This is a genomic window from Candidatus Hydrogenedentota bacterium (genome assembly GCA_019637335.1).
Taxonomy (GTDB): domain Bacteria; phylum Hydrogenedentota; class Hydrogenedentia; order Hydrogenedentales; family JAEUWI01; genus JAEUWI01.
In genome coordinates, this window is the sequence record JAHBVV010000008.1 from 136,497 (window position 1) to 160,625 (window position 24,129).

A 24,129-nucleotide genomic window follows, 5' to 3' on the forward strand; every position below is an offset into this window, starting at 1 on the left:
AGGCGCCGGAAGGGCCTGAAAAAACGGGGTTTTCGGGGGCATTCCGGGGGGGCATTCCGGGGCGAAACGGTGGGTGGAACAGGACCTTCTTCAGGTGGGTGCTCGAAAACAAGACACTATACAAATTCATCTATATGTTGTATAGTTTAGAAAATAAACTACAATATATTGCTATATGAAATGCTTCTTGTGCGTGTAAATAGTGCGAATACGCTGATGATGTATCCCTCAAAAAAAGCGCTTTACAAAGCCCCGTCAAGGGCCTATAATGCGGGTTATCGCTTCTTGCGATGCGGCGCCCGGCGGCGCGGCATGGCGGTGATAGGGAAGTCTCGGGATCACCGTTTCCAGAGTATTCGTGGTCGTAACCCACTCCATCGACGGGCGAGCCATGTTCATTCGGCGATGGTGTAAATAGTGAAAGAAAAGAGAATTCTGTGCAACTCGTAAAGCCGAAAGTCTTCCTCGTTGGCGAAACCCGGATTATTGAACAGGGGCTCCAGGACTACCTGGCGCATGTGGGAGCGCCCGGGTGGAAAACGGATGCGCCGAGCGATTCGGAGAAGCTGGCGGAGGTGATGGGGCGGCTGTGCTACCGTTCGTTCGAGCCGGGGCTGAATCCGAATGTGACGCGGGTTCGCGAGGGGAACCAGCCGTACCTGGCGAACATCATCAACGTGGGGCACGGCAGCGTGGTGGAGCATCCGGTGCTCAATTTCATTTTTGCGGATGTGAGCCGGGTGGTGACGCACGAGCTGGTTCGGCACCGTGCGGGGACGGCGATGAGCCAGGAGTCGCTGCGTTTTGTGCGGCTGGACAAGCTCTCTGCGTATATGCCGGTGTGCATAGAGGAGAACGACGAGGGGATGCGGATCTTCGTGAAGACGATGGAGCAGCTTGAGGCGCTCCAGCGCACGCTTGCGGAGGTCTACGACATCGACAACGAGCAGAAGTTTGCGGTGAAGAAGAAGTTGACGTCGGCGTTCCGGCGGCTGGCCCCGATCGGGCTGGCGACGACGATCGGGTGGTCGTGCAACTTCCGGACGCTGCGGCACGTGCTGGAGATGCGGACCGATCCGCACGCGGAGGAGGAGATCCGGTATCTGTTCGCGGAGGTGTATCACGCGGTGAAGGATCGGTACCCGAACCTGCTGGGCGATTACACGGTGGAGATGGTGGATGGGCTGCCGCATATCACGACGGGGCACCGGAAGATCTAGCGGGCGGCGGCGACAGTTGAAGAAGTTCGAGGGTCCGTTCTCCGTTGCAGGGACTACAGAGACGGCAGGGACAGCAGAAATGAATTATTCTTCTGCCGTCCCTGGAGTCCCTGTCGTCCCTGCAATTTACGAGAATGAATAGAATGCGCGCGCGGCGACCGGGGGGCGTTGCGCGGCTTGATTTAGAGGTTTACGGCGACGCGGAGCACGCCGAGGAGAAACGCACGATGTATACGGGACACTCAACAGCGGAGACGGGAGTTATGTTTCAGGTTAAGGAGCACTTCAAGCTGGCCGAGGGCTTTCTGGCGCAGTATCGCGGTCAGCAGCCGGACTGGGGCCCGCTGGGCTATATCACCTTCAAGCGGACGTACGCCCGCGTGGTGGACGCGGAGCAGAACCGCACGGAGGAATACTGGGAGACGGTCCGCCGGGTGGTGGAGGGGTGCTACACGATCCAGATGAACCACTGCCACGCCCTGAAGCTGCCGTGGAAGCCGGACAAGGCGCAGCGATCGGCGCAGGAAATGTTCAAGCTGATGTGGGACTTCAAGTTTCTGCCCCCGGGCCGCGGGCTCTGGATGATGGGGTCGGACTATATCTACATCCGCGGTTCCGCGGCGCTGAACAACTGCGCGTTCGTGTCCACCGATGAAATCGACACCGACTTCGCCGAGCCCTTCTGCTTCCTGATGGACATGTCGATGCTGGGCGTGGGCGTGGCCTTTGACACGAAGGGGGCGGGCCGCCTGACGATCCAGGATCCGCAGATTGCGGAGTACACGCATGTGGTGGAGGATTCGAAGGAGGGCTGGTGCGACCTGATCCGCGTGGTGCTGAACGCGTACGCCGGTCGCGGCAAGAGCCCCGCGCATATTGACTACTCCAAGATCCGCCCGATGGGCGCGCCGATCAGGACCTTCGGCGGCATCGCGCCCGGCCCCGGCCCCATCATCGAGTGCATCGAGAACATCAAGAAGATTCTCGGGCCGCGCGCCGGCCACACGATCTCGTCCACGGACATCACCGACCTGATGAACGTCATCGGGAAGTGCGTGGTGTCTGGCGGCGTGCGGCGTACGGCGGAGCTGGCGCTGGGCGATCCGAACGACGGCGAATACCTCAAGCTGAAGGACCCGAAGCTGCACGGCGACAAGCTGACGGCGTGGCGCTGGGCGTCGAACAACAGCGTGAACGCGGTGGAGGGGATGGACTACACCAAAGTTGGCGCGCAGACCGCGAAAAACGGCGAGCCGGGCTACTTCTGGAAGGAGACGGCGCGGGCCTACGGGCGCCTGAAGGACGGGGCGACCTGGGCGGACGCGAAGATCGCCGGGACGAACCCCTGCGCCGAGCAGAGCCTGGAGAGCTACGAAATCTGCAACCTGGTGGAGACCTTCCCGAGCCGCCACGCGACGCTGGAGGAATACAAGCGGACGCTGAAGTTCGCCTACCTCTACGCCAAGACCGTGACGCTGATCCCGACGCACAACGAGCGCACGAACGCGATCATGCTGCGGAACCGGCGCATCGGGCTGAGCCAGAGCGGGATCGTGGAGAGCTTCCAGCGCCACGGGCGGCGCGAGCACTTCCGCTGGTGCGACCTGGGCTACGACTACATCTGCAAGCTCGACAAGATCTACTCCTCGTGGCTGTGCATCCCCGAGAGCGTGAAGAAGACCAGCGTCAAGCCCAGCGGCACGGTGTCGCTGCTGCCCGGCGTGACTCCCGGCATCCACTACGCGCACTCGGAATACTACTTCCGCACGATCCGCGTCGACCGCACCAGCCCGCTGGTGGAGCACATTAAGAAGGCCGGCTACCGCGTGGAGGACTCGGTCTACGGCGACAACACGCTGGTCGTGTACTTCCCCGTGCATGAGGAATTCTTCGACCGCTCCAAGACCGACGTCTCCGTGTGGGAGCAGGTCGAGAACGTCGCCCAGATGCAGTACTACTGGGCCGACAACCAGGTCAGCGCGACGATTACGTTCCACCCGCAGGAAGCGAAGGACATCCCCTATATCCTCGAGCTGTACGAATCCCGGCTGAAGTCGATCAGCTTCCTGCCGCTGACGGACCACGACTACGCCCAGGCGCCCTACCAGGCCATCACCCGCGAGGCGTACGTCAACGCGGTGGAGAAGCTCAAGCCCCTCAACTTCGAGAGCCTCAACACGGACGAGGCCCAGGACCTCTTCTGCGACGGCGACAAGTGCGAGATCAACGTCGCCCCGCACCTGCCGGAACAGCAGGAGGTGGAGTTCGACGAGAAGGAGGAGATCCGGCGCGGGAGCGGGAAGGAAGTGGGGGTGTAAGGCGGTGATGCGCGGGGGCGATGAGAAAGCGAGATAGAGTGCCCACGGGGCGCGCAGTGCGGAGGCGCTGCGCGCCTTTGTGTTTCTTAAACTTTCTGGCTTCGAAGGGTAGGTGTTTGTGTGAATACAAGCAGATCAGTTGACTTTTACTCAAGGCCGGTGAAGGAAGAAGCCTAAAGCATGAGTGTAAGCGATGACATGCAGCAGCCATTTTCCAAGCGTCACTGCTTCGGAGCGAATACCCCTGAGATTACTATCTGGGAAGACGCTCCTGAGGCGCTACGCTCATGTTTACTATTCGCGGCGAAAGAGACTTGCGATCTCTCTCCGAGTACCCTTCGCGGGATCGTATGCCAGGTGCTGCGGAGACGCCCCGATCCCTCGAATTGGTCAGAATACCCTAACATCTGGGGAGAGGTTGAGAATCTAGTTTACAGCTGTGACTGGTTTTGCGTTTACGACATTGTAGAGGCAGTTGCGCAGCACCAGCAAAGGACTTATCACCGTAACAACGACGCTTACGAGCACGAAATCAACGATTGCCTCCGAGAAATGGGGATTGGGTGGCAATTGGTGGACGGCCACGTTCTAGGGCGCGGGGAAGAAACCTACGAGAGGATCGTAGCTCAGGCAAGAGACGCACTGAACGCGGCGGCCTTGCCTACCGCTCACAGCGAACTGGCCGAAGCCCTGAACGACCTGTCAAGACGCCCAGACCCCGATCTATCAGGGGCTGTTCATCACGCCATGGCAGCGCTGGAATGCGTGGCGCGAGAGCTTGCCGGACAGCCGAACGCCCCACTGGGAAAGATAATCGCGGACAAGAAGCACCTCTTCCCAAGGCCTCTGGATGAGGTGCTGAGCAAGGCGTGGGGGTATGCCTCAGAACATGCGCGCCATGGCAGGGAGGAGCGGAACTTAAGCCGGGCTGAGGCGCAGTTGATTGTAGGACTGGCTTCTTCCGCAAGTATGTATCTAATTCAGAAGTTTGATGAAAGCGAGTCTTGAATAGGAGGATGTTCCCATGCCAACGAGGCGACGCAAGATTGAAGTCCATCGCCTGACGATTTCGGGGCTGCCTGAAGGCACGCCTTACGGGACCTTCCTGCACAATTTGCGCGGGCGGACGCGGCCAGTTGCCCTTTCAGGACGAAATATTGAGGGGGACTCCGAACCCCAGGCGATGCGTGGGGCTATGCTGCGCTGCCCTTCGGGGCGACTCTTGGGTACGTTGCAGGTTGGCGTTTGGCCGGGCGCGCGAACGCGCATTTGGCGCGATCGTGCGGCACAGTGTTGGGTGGTTTGGGTTGGGACGTGGTGATGGGATGTTGGTTGCTTCTGTTGCCGCCGGCAGGAATGCCCGCGATCCTTTTTGTGCGATGGCGTGGCACAGTGTTGGGTGGTTTGGGGTTGGGGGAGTCGCTCGTGCGGGGTGGTTGGGTTGGATTCCAGGGAGCAAGGAGAATACGCGGCTCTTGAGAGGCGCCATACCGACCCATTGAACCAGGGTTGGATCACGCACGACGCCTTGTTCATTCACAACCCAAACGCATCAAACCCGATTTCGGATCGAATCTGGGACGTTATTCCCCATCTCGTGGACATAGGCGGGCGATGGCATTGGAGTGACCAACTCGGCGAGCAGCCGTCTTAGCTTGGCCCTACGAGCTCCAGGTGCAGACGTTTCCCGAGGGCGTGGGCGGCGCGTTGGAGGGTGTGCAGGGTGACCGAGGTGTTGCCCGGGTCGAGGAGGCGGTCGAGGGCCGGGCGGCTGGTTTTCATGCGGCGGGCCATGGCGGATTTGGAGAGGCCTTCGGCCTCCATCGATTGGCGGATCTGCATTGCGAGGACTTCTTTGAGCGCCTGGGTTTCGCATTCGGCGAGGAGGCCCTCTTCCGCGAGGAAATCATCGAAGCCGGAACCCACGTGTTTGTTCTTATTCATAATTATTCTCCGGGGCGGCGGCGAAGCGTCGCGAATCGTTGCGCGGCGAGGTTCAAGTCTTTGCCGGGTGTTTTCTGCATCTTCTTGATGAATCCGTGGAGCAATATGATTTCACCGCCGTGAATGCCGAAGATGATCCGGGCGATTCGCTTGTCGGAAATGTTACTGCGCACTTCCCAGAGTCCATTGCCGAGGGAACGGCACACGGGCAGGCCAACCGGCCAGCCGAATTCCACTATCTGGATATCCGTTCCGATGATACGGCAGTCGTCGCGACTGAGGCGTTTGAGCCAACGGCGCACCGGCTCATCGCCAGTTGCCGTTGCATAGAAGCGCGCCACAACTTTCTTCGCGGATGCCATGGCTTAATTTTGCACCAAATTTGGTGCATTGTCCAGTGCTCGAATGGCCCCATCTATGACGTTTCCGAACAAGTGAGTATTCCGACGATTCCGCCCACCTAATCCGAAGGAAGGCGGCCATTCATCGGAGCGTAGCGACGCGGGTGGTTCAACTGTTTGGTTTCTTGTATCGTATCACCCGGCGGGAGTCAATGGCTTCTTCTTGCGCATGGATTCTCCCTTGAGGGTGATGGTGTAGGCGCCGTCGAGGAGGCGTTCCTTCATTTCGCTGCGAATCGCGTAGTCCGGGTAGCGCCGGTAGACCTCGCGGATGAGGTGGTCGCCCCGGAGCGGTTGCTTTGCGAGCCAGTGGATTGCGCGCGCCCGCTAGGCGCTTTCCGAACAAGCCCTTGACGCCCTGGCAACCCAACGATATAATTGGGTTGATGGTTCCGGACTTCGATAGCCGGGGTAACCTGCCGCCCGGTGTTCACAGTGCCACCTGGACGGAGTTTATCGAACGATTTGGGTACACCGCCCATCGCCGAACGCTTATTGACGGGATCCGGAGCGCTATTCTGCCCTTGAGAGCGGCGGGATGCAGCACGATCTACATCAATGGCAGCTTCGTAACGGATAAGGCGGCGCCGCTGGACTTCGACGCGGCATGGGCGACGGAAGGGGTGGATCTGGAGCGCCTCCTGGCGTTGGTGCCGGTCTTTTTCCGGTTTGAGAACAAGCGGGCTGCCCAGAAGGCGAAATTTGGCGGCGAGTTCTTTCCGTCGACCACAACGGCAGGACCCGCCGGCCGGACTTTTCTGGAATTCTTTCAAATCGACCGGGGCGGGCGTGCGAAGGGGATTGTACGTATCAACCTCGAGGACATCGCGCTATGATTCAGAACGAACGCGAATACCGCATCACGAAATCGCAGGCGGAGAAGTTCGCCCGGGCGCTGGAAGGATTTGGCGCGAATGGCGCCAGCGATTTGCCCCTGGCGGAACTGCAACGGTCTGCCCTGGCGAGCCAGTTGGACGAACTTCGCGAGCAACTGGCGGAATACGACGCCCTGAAGTCCGGCGGGATTCGGGAGATTGCCGTTCATTCCCTTGAGGAGTTGCCGCTTGCCCTGATTCGCGCCCGTATTGCGACGGGCCTTAGCCAGAAGCAACTCGCGGAACGCCTGGGCCTGAAAGAACAGCAGATCCAGCGATATGAATCCAGTGCGTTTGCCGGGGCCAGTCTGCACCGGCTGCAGGACATTTCCGGGGCGCTGGGGTTGCGGATAACGGGCGCGATCCACCTGTCAGCGCCGGTTCCGCGTTGAACCGCGCCATCGGTAGATCGGCCTTGCGAGCCAGCGGGTTACGCGCGCCCGCTCGGGGCTTTCCGCCGCCCAGGCCTGACCCGCGAGCGGCGTGCGGAGATCAACCTGGTTGCGCCCGGCCGCAATCCAGCCCCGTTTGACCATCAGATCCAAGTCATTCGTGGCCTGGAACGAGTAGCAGCCGTATTTGCAGGGCACGAAGGTGTAGTGGGGCGTGCCGGATTCCCGCACATAGAGGAAGAGTAGCTTTTGCAGGTCCAGCTTGCTCAGGCGCCCCCCGGCGGCATGGAGCAGGAAGAGGAGCAGTCGCCTGGCGGTGATAGACCGGATCCGCCGCGGAAGGCCATTCGGGCTCTCTGCAGGGCAATCGCGTTTAAACTTCCAACTCGAGCCGAGCGCCACATGAACCACCTTCCATGTTAAGAAGGGCGCGTGTTGGAGCGCTGGCATTTCGCCCGCGGCGAATCCCTGACCTTGCCGGCACAGATGCCGGCGCTCCAAGACGCTCACTATCGTTGATTCAAGGTTCCAAATCGACTCAAGTTTACGCCCATATAACGAGATCGAGTTTAAATGCGATTGCCCTGGGGCTCTCTGGGAACCGTGCGCTTGAATTTGTTGTGTTGTGCTAAACTTCGCGCGGGTTGATTGCTGCCTGGATCCCCTTCCTTGCAGGCGTTTCGTGTTGTTCCTCCGTGACCATTGTGCGCTATCAATCCGCCCTTATTCTGAATTCCTGTGGGATGCCTGTGTTCCGGGAGAACGTATTGATGAAGCGCTGGGCCTCGAGTATAACGGTTCTATTGGCGTTGCATGTGGCGATCGGCGGCACGGGTTGCCCCCCGCCCGGCACATCGGTTGCGGTCCCGAATCTGGTGGGGTTGTCTCAATCCGCGGCGGAGGCGGCGCTGGAGGAAGCGGGATTGATCCTCGGGCCGGTGTCCGAGGCCTTCAGCGATAGCGTTGCCGCCGGGCTGATAATCTCCCAGCGACCGTCCGCAGGCTCAACTGTCGCATCCGGAACCTCGGTGTCGATTACCGTTTCGCTGGGGCTTGAACCCGCTGTTGACGACGGGGAAGGTGTCCCGCCGCCACCGGTGGTGACGGCGCCGTCGCTGGAGACATCGGAGAACCGTATCCGGCTGACGGGCCAGACGATCGCGCGGGGGGCCATTCGTGTGAACGGTGGCGCCGCACTCGCCGAGACGTCCGCGGACGCCGGCGGCGCGTTTGCGCTGGAAGTCGCGTTGCGCCCGAACCGGAAGAATCAGCTGTTTGTCATTGTGCGAAACGCCCGCGGCCTGGAAAGCCCGCCCGCTGTCATTCAGGTCGTTCAGGACGCCGAGGCTCCGTCGCTGCATATCGACTTTCCGCCGGATGGCGCCACGCTGACGAACGAGTCGATAACGGTCGCGGGGCGCGTGTCCGACCTGCTCAGCGGGTTCATGGGGCTTGCCGTCGAGGTAAACGGCGCGCCCGCCGCCGTGGCGATCGGCATTGGATCCAATGGCACCTTCGACCGCCCGAACGTGCCGCTGGCCCCCGGCCTTAACCGCATCACGGCCGTGGCGACGGATGCGCTGGGCAATACCGTGGAGCGGGGGATTACCGTGACCCGGGTGGAGCCTGTTGGGACACGCCTGTCAACGGTTTCCGGGGACGGCCAGTCGGCGATGGTTTACAACCGGCTTCCTCAACCCTTGCGCGTTCGAATGATTCAGCCGGACGGCACGCCGTTTGCCGGGAAACTGGTCACGTTCCGGGTCACGCGAAGCAACGGCTTACTCGGCCCGCTTCCCAACGAGATCGACGCGCGCGCGCGCGCTGTCCAGGTGGCCACGAACGCGGATGGGGAGGCGGCGGTTTACTTCTGGATGGGCAGCGACGCCGGCTGCGGCAACAATCGGGTCGAGGTGACGAGCACGGACATCAGCGGCACGACTTTTTTCTGCGCGACCGCGTTGCCTGGCCCGCCCAGCCAGATCAATATTGGCAGCGGCAACTACCAGCGCGGGGAAGCGGGCGCGCCGCTTCCCGACCCGCTCCGGGTCTGGGTCAATGACGGCTGCAACGGGATAGGCGGTACTCGGGTCACCTTCACCGTGATTTCGGGTGGCGGGCGCGTTAACGGCCAGGAAAGCGTAACCGTGGAAACAAGCGCCACCGGGCACGCCCAGGTGAGCCTTGAGCTGGGGGCCCGCGGCGGAAACAATCGGGTCACCGCGACATTCGCTGAGAACCCGGGCCTCGCCGCCACCTTTGAGGCCTACGGTCAGAAACGAAACAGCACGTTGCCGACAACCTTCACCGGGGTCGTGATCGACAATGCGAGCCAGCCCATTGGGGGCGTTGGCTGCACCCTCCTGGTGAATAACACCACGCTTTTCTCCGGCGTCAGGACCGACGCCGAGGGCCGGTTCCACTTCGACGGCCTTCCCCCGGGACCAGCCCAGTTCTTTCTGGATGGTCTCCAGGCCACCGAAGTGGGTGGCGTGGCGGTCCCTCCGGGCTCGTTTCCCGGGCTTTCCTACAACCTTGTTATTGTTCCCAACGCCGCCAACAGCCTGTCCACGCCGGTGAAGCTTCCTCCGCTCAATCCGGCGAATGCCGTGCTATACGATGGATCCCGGGATATCACCCTGACCATCGCGGGCGTTGAGGGCCTCGAAATGCGCATCAAGGCCGGCAGCATGACCCGCCGTGACGGGACGCGCCCGAGCCTGGAATCGCCGCAGGTGGTGTCGCTGGACCAGGTCCACCACGATGCCGTGCCCATGCCCATGCCCGACGGCGTGGCGCCGCCCTTCGCCTGGACGTTGCAGCCCGCCAGCGCCACCTTCGACCCGCCCGTGGAAGTGATCTATCCCAATATCACCGGCCTCGATCCGGGCGCGATTGCCTACTTCCTGAGCTACAACCACGACAATGAGCAGTTTGATATCGTGGGTTCGGGAGCGGTCAGCGAGGATGGGAGCGTCATCCAGTCCGATCCGGGAAGCGGGCTCACCATTTCCGGCTGGGGCGGCAACTGCCCGCCCTATGCCGTGACCGGCGATGTTAACGAGAAATGTCCAGACGAGGACTGGGGCCCGAACGGCTGCGGTTCGCCGACAGTAGAGACGCCGGTTCCCATTCCGCAGAACGTTGTGGTGCCGGGCCTCCTGGGGCCGGGATACTACGTGCCCTTGCATCCCGCGTGCGACAACCACGATATCTGCTATGCAACCTGCGGGAAGACCCAGACCGAATGCGACCTAGACTTCCTGTCGGATCTGCTCAAGCAATGTGACCAATACATCCCCGCGCTGGATATCGTGGCGAGGAACCGGTGCGCCGTGGTTGCGGCGGCGTACACGACGGCTGTTGCCACCTTCGGCGAAGAGGCGCACCGGACCTCCCAGGAGCGGCTGCAGGAATGTGGAAAGTGCGGCAAGGCCGGCGGGCCGGGCGTCAAACAGGATTCGCTAGAGTCGCTCTACGAGGACTATGACCGGGATCTCATGCCGGATGAGTGGGAGCTGGAAATGGGCCTCGATCCCAGCACGCCGGCGGACGCCTTCCTGGACCCGGATGGTGATGGCCTTCCGAATTTCTACGAATTCCTGATGGGAACGGATCCCCTGCTGGCGGACACCGATGGCGACGGGATTGACGATTTCCAGTTCACGATCGCGCTGCAGCCCGAGTTGCCGGACCGGCTTGACCCCACCTGGCGCCTGAGCCTGCTCGGCCAGGTGGTGACGCCCGACGCGGCGGGCATCTTCCGCTTCAGCAATGTGTCCGCTCCCGACGAATTTGGTCCCGAGGGCCCCGGGACGCCGCCCGATTTTCTGAGCGACGACTTCGCGCGGATTACGGGGATCTCCAGCACGGTACGTGGGAACCGGTACGTGTACAGCCCCCCGTTTCGCATACCTCAAGGTGAGACCGTGGAGATTGATACGAACGCGCTGATCTTTTCCAACAGCCCGCCGCCGGTACCGCAGTCGATTCATCTGGGGGCGGCGTCCGCCTTGCTGGAAGTGGGCGTATCAATACCGCTGGCCACCATCGGCGTGCTTCTCGACGGCAACGAACTCGACGTCACGACCGTGGAGACCGGGACAACCTACCGCGTGAGCAATTCCGGCGTGGCGCGCGTGGACGATCAGGGCATACTCACCGCCCTGGCGCCCGGTGTCGTGTTGGTTACCGCAACCAACAGCGGCGCCACGGCGATCAAGCGCTTCGAGGTGGCGCGGGGGCTCCGGGATGCCCGAATTCAGGGCTTTGTGCGCCAGCCCGATGGGGAGCCCGCTTCCGGGGCGCGGGTATCGTGCGCCATTGGCGGCGCGATAACGGACGCTACGGGATTCTTTGAAATCAGCGGCGCAACCGGCGCCAGCGTTTCCGAGTTAACCGTTTTCGTCGACTGGGAGGGCGATGCCGCCTTCGGCGCCGCCAGCCGCACGGTGGCGCTCTCCGAGGCCGGCGTGTCGGACGCGGGTATACTGGTCCTGGAACTGGCGGATCCATCGCTTCTCGTGCGATGGACCGGTGGGAACTCCGGGCGGTGGGATGACCCGGCCAACTGGAGTTCCGGCGCCGCGCCGGGACCGGGCGCCATCGTGCGCCTGGGATCGCCGGAAGAACCGATCAACGTGACTGTCGAGTCATTTACGCGGTGGGAAGACATGCGTGTGCTTGCGGGGCAAAGCCTCGTTACCGTTACCGGCAGCGGATGGCTCCAGATTTCGGGTGAAACCCGCTATGAGGGTACGTTGCTGCTCCAGAGCCAGGCCAGGCTCGTCGTGTCCGGCGGCGATACGGTCTTCCAACTGGATGGCGACATCGCGCCGATAGCGGGCGCCATACCCGGCGGGCAACAGATCTACATTGAAAACGGCGCGCTTGCCGAAATCGGGCGCCTCTCGGGAAGTGCGGATCACCGCCTGGCGCTCAACGTAAGCGCTCCGGGAAGCCGCGTGGTTATTACCGGGCCGGGAGATCTGGAAAACAGTCAGATCGCCATTTCAGGAATACTGTCCCTGCCGCAGGTGGGCGAGATGACATCCACATCGATCACCGTTTCCTTCGGCGGTCACGTGGACGCGCCGATACTGGAAGCCGCAGCGGGGGCTGAGGACCGCGTTGACCTGATTCAGGTGCTTGATGGCAGCACGTTTTCGGCGCCCGGACTCCGCTCCCTGGTGAACATGGGTCTCGTCGCAACAAACGGCGGCGCGCTGGAGTTTCCCCTGTTGACTGAATTCAGGGTAAACTACGGATGCGGCGATGTATTCATCTCGGCCAATGGTGTTCGCTTCCAGGATGGGCGCCGCAGCTCGATATCGCTGCCGGCGCTCGAACACATTGAGTATTCCCCGTCATTCCCGTTCTGCACCGGATTTCTCGTGTTTGCCGGCAGCGGGGCCCGGGTGGATTTGCCGATGCTATCGGAGTTCACCCTCGGTTCCAATGTCACAAGCCATCATACGTTTCGCGTGTCTGGCGAGGGATCCGAGCTGGCTGTTCCATCGCTAACCTCGCTCGGCGACACCCTGGCCTTCTACGTGGAGACCGGGGGCGTGCTGACTTCCCCGAACGTGACCGAACTCCTGGGCAATGTCCAGGTGCTCGCGGGCAGCTCACTCGCCCTGCGCCAGGTTGTGCGCGCGCGGGGAAGCGCGTTTACGGTTTCGGGCGCGCTGGATCTGCCCGCCCTGGCTGAACTGGAGGCATGCACGATTAACCTCGCGGGCAACGGGCGATTTTCGCTTCCGGAGGCGCCCGGCTCCACCGACACGAGCATCACCGCCACGGGAAACAGCGTTCTCGAAATCCCCAAACTCGCGTATCTGGCGAGCGAGGGCGTCACGCGCACCATCTCGGTTTCCGAGAACGCGTCCATCCAGGCGCCCGCGCTTTCTTCACTGCGGAACATGAAGCTCACCTCGAACACCGGGGGGCAGCTGACATTTCCCGCGCTGGAGGAGTTTGCGTTCGACGCGGCGTGCGCCGATCAGGTTATCAGCGCAAGCGGCGTATATGCGGCGGATGGAAGGCCCGGCGCCGTGTCGCTTCCCCGGCTGGAGGAGATTGTGTACGAGGCCCCCGCCTATTGCGGCGGGATCACCATCTGGGCCAACAGTGGCGCCGTGGTGAATCTGCCTGCGCTCGTGGCGGTGTCCCGCAATCTGGAGACCCCGTATGACCAGGTATTTCGCGCCTCCGGTGCGGGCAGCCTGATCGATGTATCCTCCCTGGAGGTGCTGGAACGCGGATTGGCCTTCTATCTGGAAAGCGGCGGAACCATACTCAGCCCGAACCTCACCGATGTGGCGGGCAATCTGACCATTCTGTCCGGGTCCGAGGCCGATCTGCCCGGGGCGACCCGCATTGGCGGCCAGATAGTCCGTGTCGGGGGCGTTCTCCGGTTGCCCGCGCTTCAACGCCTCGACAACGGAACGGTTGAGCTCACCGCGACGGGGCGGATCGATGCGCCCGAGCTTTCGGAGATAACCGACACCAACGTGTCGATATCGGGAAGCGCCGCATTCGATGCGCCCCTGCTCCAGACCGTGAGCGGCGGCCCGGACCGCACGCGCGCGATTACGGTAAATGGCGACGGCGTGTTCCTCGCACCGGCCCTTGTATCGCTCGTTAACGTAAGATTGACCGCGAACAGCGGGGGATGGATTGAATTGCCGGCGCTGACCGAGTTCTTCTTCGATGCCGGATGCGGCGATCAGATCGTCCTTTCCTCCGGCGTGCATGCCGCGGACGGGGCGCCCAGCCTGGTATCGCTTCCCGTGCTGGAGGAGATCGCCTTTCTCGTGCCGCCCTATTGTGGCGGATTCACGATTTGGGCCACCGCGGGCGGCGTCGTCGAGCTACCGATGCTGGCGGCGCTGGAGCGCACGGCGGAGAACCCCCACGACCATGCGTTTCGAGCGTCGGGCGCGGGGTCCTTGCTGGACTTGCCGTCCCTGCCGGCGCTCGGCGGCGGATTCAGCCTCTATCTGGAGCATGGGGGAACCGTGAACGCCCCGGCGCTGTCGCTGGTTCAGGGGAATATATCGGTGGTGGCCGGTTCCGAGGCGACGTTGCCCGCCGCAGAGACCCTGGACGGGGTTGTGCTGACTGTAAGCGGGCGCCTGAGCCTGCCGGCCCTGACTACGCTCAACCGGTGTACCGTCAACCTCTCGGGCGACGCCATGCTGGAGCTGGATATCCTGGCGTCAATGGCCCACACGTTGCTGAATATCGGCGGGAACGCGGTCGTCGACGCGCCGAATCTGGCCAGCGCCGCCGCTGCGGCGGACGGGAACGGCGCGATTTCGGTCTCGGGCGGTGGAGCATTTCTCGCCCCGCAATTGTCGTCGCTGGTGAATATGCGCCTATCGGCTTCGTCCGGGGCCGCGATCGAACTCCCGGCCTTGACCGAGTTCCGGTTCGACGGGGTTTGCGGCGGCCACATCATCAACGCGCAGGCGGCGGCGCCGAACGGCGATCCAAGCCTGATCGCCCTGCCGGCGCTTCAGACACTGATCGTTCTCGCGCCCCCGTTTTGCGCCGGGTTTACGGTCAGCGCAGTCAGTGGCGCCCAGGTGGACCTCTCGCTGCTCTCGACCATCATCCTGAATACGGAGAACGCCTACAACAGCGCTTTCAGCGCTTCTGGCGCGGGATCCCGAATCGATCTCCGGGCCCTGGCCACGGCGCCCTCGCTGGTCTTGTTTCAGGAACCGAACGGCGGCGTCATTGTCCGCCCCGCAAAAGAACAGGCCCGGCTGGATACTGAGGGTCCGCTCGGCACGGGCCCCGTGACCACGCGCGCGCAAGATACGGCCCAATATGCCCTCGCTGCGCCACCACGCCTGAGCAATGTCCGGCCCGCGCATGCGCGCGAGGCCGCCCGGAGAGATTGACCCATGCGACTTCGGTATTGGGCATTCATCGCGGTTATCCTGCTAGCCGTCGCGCCGGCTACAGGCGCGCAAACCCACTCCGCGGCGCGCACCTGGAACGAGGAGCTGCTCTCCGCCATCCGGCGGGACCAGGCGCGGCCTACGGTGCATGCGCGGAACCTGTTCCACGTGTCCATCGCGATGTGGGACGCCTGGGCGGCGTATGATTCCCATGCGCGGAACTATCTCATTGACGAGAAGCGCTCGGCGGCGGACCCCGACGCGGCGCGATCGGAGGCCTTGAGCTACGCGGCCTACCGGATACTGCGGGTGCGCTTCGCGAACTCGCCCGGTGCGGTGGCGTCGCTGGCCGCCTTTGACGCCCGGATGGATGCGCTCGGATACGATAGGACCTTTGAGTCGACCGAGGGCGACTCGCCCGCCGCGCTGGGCAATCGGATTGCGGCGGCGGTGCTGGCCTTCGGACTGGCGGACGGATCCAATGAGCAGGGCGGCTACTCGACCACGAACGGCTATCTGCCCGTGAACGAGCCGCTGGTGGTGGCGCTCCCGGGCACGGAAATGGTCGATCCGGACCGGTGGCAGCCGCTGGCGCTGGAATTCTTCATCGATCAGGCGGGCATTGTGCTGGGCGGTTTTCCGCCCCACCTGACGCCCCACTGGACCGACGTAACGCCGTTTTCCCTCCTGGAATCCGACCGCGCGCCCAACACCCACTTCGACCCCGGGCCGCCGCCCTACCTCCTGGGCGAGGGCAGCGAGGAATTTATCGCGAACACGGTGCACATCATCGAAGTGAGCAGCTACCTCGATCCCGATGATGGCGTCTTCATCGACATTTCGCCCGGCGCGCGCGGCAACGCGCCGCTGGGGACCTACGACGGTCCGGGCCACGCGCTGAATCCGGTGACGGGTGAACCCTACGCGCCGAACGTCGTGAAGCGCGGCGACTACACGCGTATCCTCGCGGAATTCTGGGCAGATGGTCCCGATTCCGAGACGCCGCCGGGTCACTGGAACACCGTGGCGAACTACGTCTCCGATCACCCGCAGTTTGAGAAGCGGATAGGCGGCGCGGGGCCGGTGGTGGACGATCTGGAATGGGACGTGAAGCTCTATCTGGTGCTGAACGGCGCGTTGCACGACGCGGCGATCTGTGCCTGGGGGGCCAAGGGCTTCTACGATACATCCCGGCCCATTTCCCACGTGCGCTATATGGCGGGACTCGGCCAGTCCAGCGAACCGGAAGCGCCGGACTACCATCCGCTCGGCCTGCCTCTGGTTTCCGGCCTGATCGAACGGATCACGGACGAATCCAGCGCCCGAGGCGAGCGGCACGCTCATCTGTCCTTTCATCGTGGAGAACTGGCGGTTTTCGCGTGGCCCGGCGCCCCGTTCAATCCGGAAACCCAGTACAGCGGCGTGCGCTGGCATCGTGCGCGCGATTGGGTTCCCTACCAGCGGCCCACGTTTGTCTCGCCGCCGTTCTCCGGCTACGTTTCGGGCCACAGCACCTTCAGCCGCGCCGCGGCGGAGGTTTTAACCGCGATCACGGGCTCCGAATACTTCCCCGGCGGCATGGGCGAGTTCTTGGCGCCCCGGAACGATTTCCTGGTGTTCGAAGCGGGTCCGAGTGAAGATGTAGTCCTCCAGTGGGCCACCTACTACGACGCCGCCGACGAGTCGGGACTTTCCCGCATCTACGGCGGCATCCACCCGCGCCACGACGACATCCCCGGGCGCATCATAGGAAGTGAGGTCGGAGCGCGCGCGTGGGCGCATGCGCAGGCGTACATTGGCGTGACGGCGGCTGAGGGCGAAGGCGAGGGTGAAGGGGAAGGTGAAGGAGAAAAGATCCCGGTCAACTGCCAGGCCCTTCCGGGCGATTCATCCCGCCATCCCGGGAGCGATCTGGCGCTTATCGGATTACTCGTACTTTTTCTCTCCGGAGTGCGCCTTCGGCGCGAGGAACGCACCGGGTTATGACTGTAGGCGAGGGTGTATCGATGCGCCCCAAGCCCGTTCCGCGCGGGGGCGTTGCCGGCTATTGCGCTGTGCTCGTGGACCAGGACACAAGGAGGTCCCAGTCCTCGGCGCTTCGGTCCCCGGACTCGGCCACGGCCAGGTACGCCGCCAGGACCGCGCGCGCGGCGCCCAAATCCCCCTGTTCCGCGAGCATACGCGCCCATTCAGCCTGGGACGCATGCCCGGGATCGATAGCGTCCGCCTCGCGGTACGCCTCGCGGGCCGCGTTGTAATCGCCGGCGCGATACGCGATGCGCCCGAGCATCGCGGCAGCGTCCGCCCGCGCGCGCGGGTCCGTTCCCGCCTCGTCCCGCCACCGCTCCGCCACTGCGCGCGCCTCGGCGTCGCGATCCAGCGCCAGCAGGGTCTCGGCGAGCGGACCGTAGCCGTTCAGGCTGCGGTGCGGGCCGGTTTGCGCGCGTTGGAGATGGGGCAGGGCCTCCGCATAACGCCCGAGCCGCATCAAGACGACGCCCGCGCGCTTCTCGCAGTGGTTCCGGTTCTGTGGGCCGTGAAACCGCCCGGCAAGCGCACGCTGGTAGTGCGCCAGCGCCGCTTCCAACGCGCCCGCGGCCTCGTCGCGCGCCGCACGCTCCTGCGCGATTTCGCCCAAGCCCTCGGCCATCCCGGGCAGCTGCGCATCGCTCCAGCGCAGATACCACAGACTCCCGGGAACAAAAAGCCCGGTAAGAACCAGGGCCATTCCGCAGACGATCCATGGAAGCCTCTTGTCGAAGCGAGACTTGTTCATGGCGCGCCCCCCGCACCCCGGTCGAGCGCCGCGCGCGCTGACGCCAAGGGCGCCGCGTAGGGATGATCCGCCGGAAGCGAACGCGCCAGCGACTCGAAAAGAAAAGCCGCCGCTTCCGTCTCGCCCGAATTCGCCAGCGCGCGCGCCAGCTGCCAGCGGTGCGCCAGGGGCGCATCCGGCAGGCGGGCAGCCTCCCGCGCAAGCGCCAGCGCCGCGTCCGGTTGATCAAGCGCCTCGAGCGCCCGCGCGCGGTCGTAGAGCAGTGCGCCCGACGCATGCGGCGGCAGGTGCGACGCCGCCTCGGACAACAGACGCTCCGCCTGGCCCGGCGCCCCCGCCTCGAACCAGGCCCCGCCCAGATCGGCGAGCACCGGCGCCAGCCGGGCGTCGGGCAGCGCCATCGCGCGGACGCGCCCCTCCAGCGTGCGGACCAGCGATTGATAGACGGACGCATCCGCCCCCATACGCGCGCCGCCCGGAACGGTCGCCAGCGTCTTCAGCAACGCGGCGGACGCTTCCGCCAGCGGGGCGAGTTCCGAACCCGCCAGCGCGGCGGCCATCCTGCCGATCACCTCGGGTGCGTGGCCTCCGGGGATGCGCGCCGCCATTGCGGGCAGCGCTGACGCACGGCCCCCTTCCTCCACAAGCGTAAGCCACGCCCCCCAGAGCGCAAGCTGCTCTGGATTCCGCTCCAGGACTTCTTCCAGCACCGCGCGCGGCACGTCCAACACGCCCGGCTCAAAGGGCGCCTCCGCGATGCGGGCCGCCCATATCGATGCGGCTTCCGTATCCGATTCCGCGCCGGCCAACTGGTGTATCAACGCCTGCCGGTAACGCGCCGGCCAGCCGCCACCCGCGCGCGACGCGGCGTCCCGAAAACGATCCCAGTACGCCGGAATCCCCGGGGCCTGCGCCACCGCCCGCGCACCGGCATCGGCGGCCTGTTCCCACGCCGTCAGTTGAGCGTAGGCCGAAGCCAGCGCGGCGTTCACGTTCACATCGGTCGACGCGCCCAGCATACGCGCGTGTTCGAAGGCCGCCGCCGCCGCCCGCCACTCCTCCGCCACGCGGGAGTCCTCCGCGCGGCGGTACGCGATCCAACCGATCATCTCCCAGGCCTCGGCTAGTGCGGGGACACGTTCGAGGGCCGTGCGCGCCGCCTGTTCGGCCGTCTGCAGCGCTTCCGCACGATCCGCGCCGTTCCGCCGCGCAGCCAGCCGAATGTGCGCACGCGCGTATTGAACATGCAATCGCGGAAGATCGGGAAACAGCGTCAGGGCGCGCTCGTACGCCGCCAGCGCCGCTTCAACATGACCCCGCGCCAGCGCTGCGTCGCCCGCGAGCATCGAAGTCCGAAAATCCCACGGCGTATGGCGCGCGGCGCCCGCCAGGTACGCCGACGCCGCCCGCGCGGACTGCTCCGCCGCGTCCACGTGTCCCGCAGCGCGCTGTTTGCGCTCCCACGCGATCGCGCCCCGGGCTCGCTGTTGCAGGGTCTCCGCCTGAAACTGCCGCCAGGCCCCGAACGCCAGGGCCAGCGCGAGCAGAATGGCAAGCGGCGGCAGTACGCGACGGCCGCCACGCAACGCGCCGCCCGATGGGCCACCATGCTGAACCGCAAGCACGAAGAACAACGCCGCGCTCGCGGGGGCGTGCAGGTTAAAGCCTGTGCAGGCGTCAACTGCCACCGCGACCACCGACGCCGGCGCGGCCACGAGCAGGGCGCGCTCCCGGGCCGCGCCAAAGCGAGGGTGCGCGAAGGCCCCGGCCACCGCCGCCAGGAACAGCGCGATCAGCGCCGCCAGGCCCGGCAGCCCCGACTCGGCGGCTGCTTCCAGCCATTCATTGTGCGCGTGGAAATTGCGCCGGTTTTCCAGCGCGTACCACAGCGATTCGAATTCCGTCCAACGCCCGACCGCGTGGATGGCGTAGCCGCCGGGTCCGACGCCCGTCCACGGGTGATCGAGGAAGATCGCGGCCGCGCCGCGATACCCGTGCAGCCGGAGTTGCAGCGCGCTGTCGAGCGAAAGCCGGGGCGCCAGCACGACGGCGGCAACCGCCGCCAGGAACAGCGCGAGCACGGCCCCCGAAAGCGCTCCGAGTCCGGCGCGGGCGGACGCCACGCCCCGCGCGGACATGAAGACGTATATCGCCGCGAACAGGCCCGCCATGGTCAGCGCTGCCAGCCCACCGCGCATCCCGCTCGCGTACAGATGCCACAGGAGCAGGGCCCCCGCGACGCCATACAGCGCCAGCGCGGAAACGCGCCGGCGGCGTCTCCACGCATCCGCCACCAGCCCCGCGCAGAGCACAATCGCAATAACAATGGTGTGGCCGGCGAGGTTCGGGTTTCCGAAGGTCGCCGGAAGCCCGCGGTACTCCTCCACGCTCCGGTCGGACCACGGGAAGGGGTCCAGGCCCCAATGCTGCGCGAGGCCGTAGAGGCTCGAGAGCGCCGTGGCCGCGACAATCGCCCGGAAGAGTAACCGCAGATGCCGGGGCTCGGGAAAGGCCTGGTGGATCACGAAAGCCAGCAGAGCAAACACGCACCGCGGCAGGGTGGCGGCGTAACCGCGCGCGGGCGTCTCCGATAGCAGCGCCGCCACAAGCTGCGCCGCCAGGAACACAAGCATCAGGAGCAGCGCCGCGTTTGGCGGGCGCACGGGGAGCTGGCCGCGCGCCGCGCCCACGGCCCAGATCGCGCAGAGCACCAGCGCCGCGACCGCGCTGACGAGCACCTTGATCGGGGCGGCGGGGTCTTCGGTGTAGGGATACAGCGCCAGCACGAGAGTGAAGACCCAGACCACGGTAAGCCCGCGAATCCAGCGAAAGTAGCGATTGTCCGGCCCGGGCGCGATCATTCGCTCGCCCCGCCGGAATCCCCCGCGAGAGCGCGTGCGGCTTCGAGGACCGAGCCCTCCTCCGGCACGATCGCGCAGGCCAGCCGCCCGGCCCCCGACACGCGGCGCCGCGCGATCAGCACCGGCGCCGGTATAGCCACCCCGAATTGCGGAAAGCACCAGCCCTGATCGGGCGCCCGCATGCCCGATACCAGGTTGATCGCCTCCGCGCCGGCGATCACCACCACGATCGCGCCGCCGTTCCACGCAATACGCCAGGCGCTGCACGCAGGCGGAAGCGGCGCGCCCGATTCGCGCGTGACCGCGCAATCCGGATGCAGGTGAAGGAAGGCCGCTACATACATCTCTTCCCGCGTGTGCACCGTGTCCTCGATCCGCCACCATCCGCGCGGATCCCACGCGAACTCGCGCGAATGGCGCGGCCCGTGCAGGCAGCGGTACGACGCGCGCAGACGATGCGCGGCGGGATCCCACGCCTCCACCACGGCGTGCACCCGGCGCGCAATCCGGAATACCGACCAGTGCTCGTGCTGATCGCGCCCGCCGATTTGCAGCGTATTGTGCGCGGTCGCGCCCCGGCAGTAATTGCGAAACTCGCTCTCGGCGTAGCCGTGCGTTCCCGAATTCACGAGCACGCGCTGCGCGCCCACGCTGAATTCAAAGCTGAGCAAATCGCTGTGGGCGTGTCCCGGCTGGCTGTCGAGCATGGCCTTCCCCGCCTTGGCGATCAGGAGTCCGCTGCCGCCACCCGGATCGATCCTGTAGATCCCGCTCTCGGGCCAGGCCCGGGTCCCTTCGCGGCGGGGCGGTGGCGGAAAACAGGTCTCGGCGAGCGCGATCACATCCAGCGCTGGCAACCCCTCGTCCGCCGCGCCATCGTTGAACTGCGCGCAGCGCCCGTCCCCGTGCAGCAGCCCGCGCAGGAAATCGATAGCGCCGCCGCCCGCCCGGACAAGCCACCCCGGCGCGGGATCCAGCGCGGCGGAGAGCACCGCGAGGTCCGCGAGCGCCTGCGCGTGGTACATCGGGCTGCGCTCGGCGTGCCCGCCGTCCGGCAGGAACTGCGCGGCGGCTTCCCGCTCGAGGAGGGCCACGCCGGTGCGCCGGTGCGGGCTGCCCAGCAAGGTCCCGGCGGCGGCCAGGGCGCACGCGTTTTTCAGGAGGTGGTTACCGCGAAGATCATACTCGAGACACCGCCGGAGGCAATCCAATTGCGCGTGCATGCGCTCCCGGATCAAGACGTCGTCCCAGCCATATACCGAAACGACAAGCGACCAGTTCAAAAGCCGCTCGGACAGCGGGTACGCATCCCACGCCGGCGTTTCCGGGCGCGCGTTGCGTTCGGCCCAGTCGATCATCCAGCCGCGAACGCGCTCGGCCTCGGGACCCGACGGATCGGGCTGGAGCAGCGCGATATCCCGCGCATACGCGAACCCGTGCAGGTGGTACAGCCACAGTTTGGAGACGTCGAGGCCGCTCCAGCGCGGGCGCGAACTCTGGACCGTCTTGTTCAGGAACGTGAAGCGGCCGGACAAAAACGCGGCGACCCGATCCGGATCCGGCGGCGCGGCGGCGGACCAGCGCCGCGCCAGATCCCGCAGGCGCGCCTGGGCCGCTTCGTCCACTGGCGGCAGCGGGCGGGGTGCGCTATACTGGCGCGCGTGGCCGCTGCGGAGACGGTATCGCAGCCGCCAGTAGAGTTGTAATGGCGTCAGGTGGCGTATCGTATGCGCGTACAGAAGGACCCGCTGCAAGCCTGGCGCCATGGATGACTCCCCGATTGTTCGCCTCGCCATGACTCTAATCGGGAAACCCTGAACCGTTCAACTGGAAGCCCGCGTGCGGATATTGTTCTTCTGCCAGTACTTTCCCCCGGAAATGGGCGCGCCCGCCGCGCGCACCCACGAGCACGCGCGGCGCTGGGCCTCACAGGGCCACCAGGTCACCGTGCTCTGCGGCCTGCCCAACCACCCCGATGGCGTCGTGCCGCCGCAATACCGGGGAACCTGGCTCTACCGGGAGGAGATCGACGGCATCCGCGTGCTGCGCTGCTGGTTCTTCATCGCGCCCAACCGCGGCGTCCTCAAGCGCTGCCTCAGTTTCTTGTCCTTCATGATCTCCTCCATCCTGTTCGGCGTCTTCGCCACGGGAAAATGCGACGTCGTCGTCGGGACCACCCCGCAGATGCTCTGCGCGCTCGGCGGCTACCTCGTCGCCTGCGTGAAGCGGCGTCCCTTCGTGCTCGAAGTGCGCGATCTCTGGCCCAAACACATCGTCGACCTGGGCACGATCACCAATCCCTGGATTATCCGGGGCCTGGAGCGCCTGGAGATGTTCCTCTACCGCAAGAGCCGCGCCGTGGTGGCCGTGGCCGAGGCGTCCCGCCAATACATCGAGGACCGGGGCATCCCCCCCGAAAAACTCCATACCATCACCAACGGTGTGGACGAAAACTTCTTCATCCCCCACGAAAAGAACGGCATCCGGCGCGATCGCGGCTGGAGCGACAAGTTCGTCGTCCTCTACATCGGCACCCACGGCCTCTCCCAGGGCCTCGCGACCATCCTGGACACCGCGCGGATGCTCGCGGAGGACCCGCGCTTCCACTTCGTCTTCGTGGGGAGCGGCGCCGAATGGCGGGCGCTGGAAGAGGCCGCCGCGGCCCGGGGCCAGCGCAACGTCGAATTCCTCCCGCACCAGCCAAAGGCCAGCATGCCGGCGTTCTACGCCGCCGCCGACGTGTGCCTCGTGCCCCTGAAGAAACGCGACGTCTTCCGCTACAACATCCCCTCGAAAATGTTCGAGATCATGGCCTGCGCGCGACCCATCATCCTCGGCGCCACCGGGCAGGCCCGCCAGCTGCTCGAAGAAGCCGGCGCCGGTGTCGCCGTCGAGCCCGAGAATCCAGCCGCCTACCGCGACGCCATCGTCCATCTCGCGGAACATCCGGATCACTGCGAAGCCTTCGGCGCCAGCGGCCGCGCCCACGTCGTGGCCCACTACACCCGCAACAGCAAGGCCGACGCCTTCCTGGCCTGCCTCGAACGCCTCGTCCACCCGGCGCAGGACGAAGAAAAGGCGTAACATTTCAGCCGCCTGACGCAGCGCCTCCCCTGGACCGCACTATTTGCCCACGGATAACGCAGGGCAGCCTCTCGCCGCAACCAAAGATAATGATCACCACGAAGGGCACGAAGACCACGAAGAAGAGAAGATAGAGAAGGAGTGGTATTCACGCATAGGCGCGATAACGCAGCTGAGTTGGCGCAGGTTCTATATCTGGTTGAAGAGAGAGAACCACGTAACACTTTAGCGGAACGAAGTAAAGTGGTCAAACCAGAGCGACTTGCTGAATAAAGGCGACGTGCAACTATGGAGCGCCGGCGGCTCGCCGGCAAATTGCGCCTCCGGCGCAAGACAGCGTTCTGGAAA

14 protein-coding genes are annotated in these 24,129 nt (G+C 64.8%); 8 read left to right on the forward strand and 6 right to left on the reverse strand.

What is annotated here, in order from left to right:
- The first annotated feature begins 437 nt into the window (after nt 1-437).
- The 3 genes from thyX (at nt 438) to KF886_11375 (ending at nt 4,546) form a co-directional block, all read left to right on the forward strand.
- The gene (gene thyX / locus KF886_11365; GenBank protein MBX3177953.1) at nt 438-1,220 is read left to right on the forward strand and encodes an FAD-dependent thymidylate synthase; all 783 of its coding nucleotides are present in this window, start codon (nt 438-440) and stop codon (nt 1,218-1,220) included.
- Nucleotides 1,221-1,483: 263 nt separating this feature from the next.
- Nucleotides 1,484-3,538, forward strand: coding sequence for a hypothetical protein (locus KF886_11370; GenBank protein MBX3177954.1), 2,055 nt, complete (start codon nt 1,484-1,486; stop codon nt 3,536-3,538).
- A 198-nt stretch (nt 3,539-3,736) separates the two neighbouring features.
- Entirely contained in the window at nt 3,737-4,546 is an 810-nt protein-coding gene (locus KF886_11375) for a hypothetical protein (protein MBX3177955.1), read from the forward strand.
- A gap of 642 nt (nt 4,547-5,188) precedes the next feature.
- Here the strand turns inward: KF886_11375 and KF886_11380 are convergent.
- Nucleotides 5,189-5,482 carry an XRE family transcriptional regulator gene (locus KF886_11380; GenBank protein ID MBX3177956.1) on the reverse strand — a complete coding sequence of 98 codons (294 nt, stop codon included), beginning with the start codon at nt 5,480-5,482 and terminating at the stop codon, nt 5,189-5,191.
- 2 nt (nt 5,483-5,484) lie between these two features.
- Complete coding sequence (locus KF886_11385; protein ID MBX3177957.1) at nt 5,485-5,844, reverse strand: type II toxin-antitoxin system RelE/ParE family toxin; 360 nt, start codon at nt 5,842-5,844, stop codon at nt 5,485-5,487.
- A gap of 425 nt (nt 5,845-6,269) precedes the next feature.
- Between KF886_11385 and KF886_11390 the strand changes: the two genes are divergently transcribed.
- Together KF886_11390 and KF886_11395 are read left to right on the forward strand one after the other, a co-directional pair.
- A complete protein-coding gene (locus KF886_11390) occupies nt 6,270-6,719 on the forward strand; it encodes a hypothetical protein (protein MBX3177958.1) in 450 nt (149 codons plus the stop codon).
- Entirely contained in the window at nt 6,716-7,150 is a 435-nt protein-coding gene (locus KF886_11395) for a helix-turn-helix transcriptional regulator (GenBank protein ID MBX3177959.1), read from the forward strand. Before KF886_11390 ends, KF886_11395 begins: the two co-directional genes overlap by 4 nt.
- On the opposite strand, the gene KF886_11400 is transcribed toward KF886_11395, so the two are convergent.
- On the reverse strand, nt 7,130-7,600 hold the full coding sequence (locus KF886_11400) for a hypothetical protein (GenBank protein MBX3177960.1): 471 nt from the start codon (nt 7,598-7,600) through the stop codon (nt 7,130-7,132). The genes KF886_11395 and KF886_11400 overlap by 21 nt on opposite strands.
- Nucleotides 7,601-7,920: 320 nt before the next feature.
- Here KF886_11400 and KF886_11405 point away from each other — a divergent pair, with 320 nt between their 5' ends.
- Both KF886_11405 and KF886_11410 read left to right on the forward strand, forming a co-directional pair.
- Nucleotides 7,921-15,060 (forward strand): PASTA domain-containing protein, encoded by a 7,140-nt coding sequence (locus KF886_11405; protein MBX3177961.1) that lies wholly within the window; start codon nt 7,921-7,923, stop codon nt 15,058-15,060.
- 3 nt (nt 15,061-15,063) lie between these two features.
- Nucleotides 15,064-17,046: a vanadium-dependent haloperoxidase gene (locus tag KF886_11410; GenBank protein ID MBX3177962.1), complete on the forward strand. Its 1,983-nt coding sequence runs from the start codon at nt 15,064-15,066 to the stop codon at nt 17,044-17,046.
- 58 nt (nt 17,047-17,104) lie between these two features.
- Here the strand turns inward: KF886_11410 and KF886_11415 are convergent, their stop codons facing one another.
- From KF886_11415 to KF886_11425, 3 genes are read right to left on the reverse strand one after another with little or no spacing between them, the layout of a single operon-like run.
- Nucleotides 17,105-17,788 carry a hypothetical protein gene (locus KF886_11415; protein MBX3177963.1) on the reverse strand — a complete coding sequence of 228 codons (684 nt, stop codon included), beginning with the start codon at nt 17,786-17,788 and terminating at the stop codon, nt 17,105-17,107.
- 44 nt (nt 17,789-17,832) lie between these two features.
- Nucleotides 17,833-20,697, reverse strand: a complete 2,865-nt coding sequence (locus KF886_11420; GenBank protein MBX3177964.1) for an O-antigen ligase family protein — start codon at nt 20,695-20,697, stop codon at nt 17,833-17,835.
- Nucleotides 20,694-22,463, reverse strand: coding sequence for an alginate lyase family protein (locus tag KF886_11425; GenBank protein ID MBX3177965.1), 1,770 nt, complete (start codon nt 22,461-22,463; stop codon nt 20,694-20,696). The genes KF886_11420 and KF886_11425 overlap by 4 nt, the downstream gene beginning before the upstream one ends.
- Before the next feature lie 73 nt (nt 22,464-22,536).
- Here KF886_11425 and KF886_11430 point away from each other — a divergent pair, with 73 nt between their 5' ends.
- Complete coding sequence (locus KF886_11430; GenBank protein ID MBX3177966.1) at nt 22,537-23,781, forward strand: glycosyltransferase family 4 protein; 1,245 nt, start codon at nt 22,537-22,539, stop codon at nt 23,779-23,781.
- The last annotated feature ends 348 nt before the right edge of the window (nt 23,782-24,129 follow it).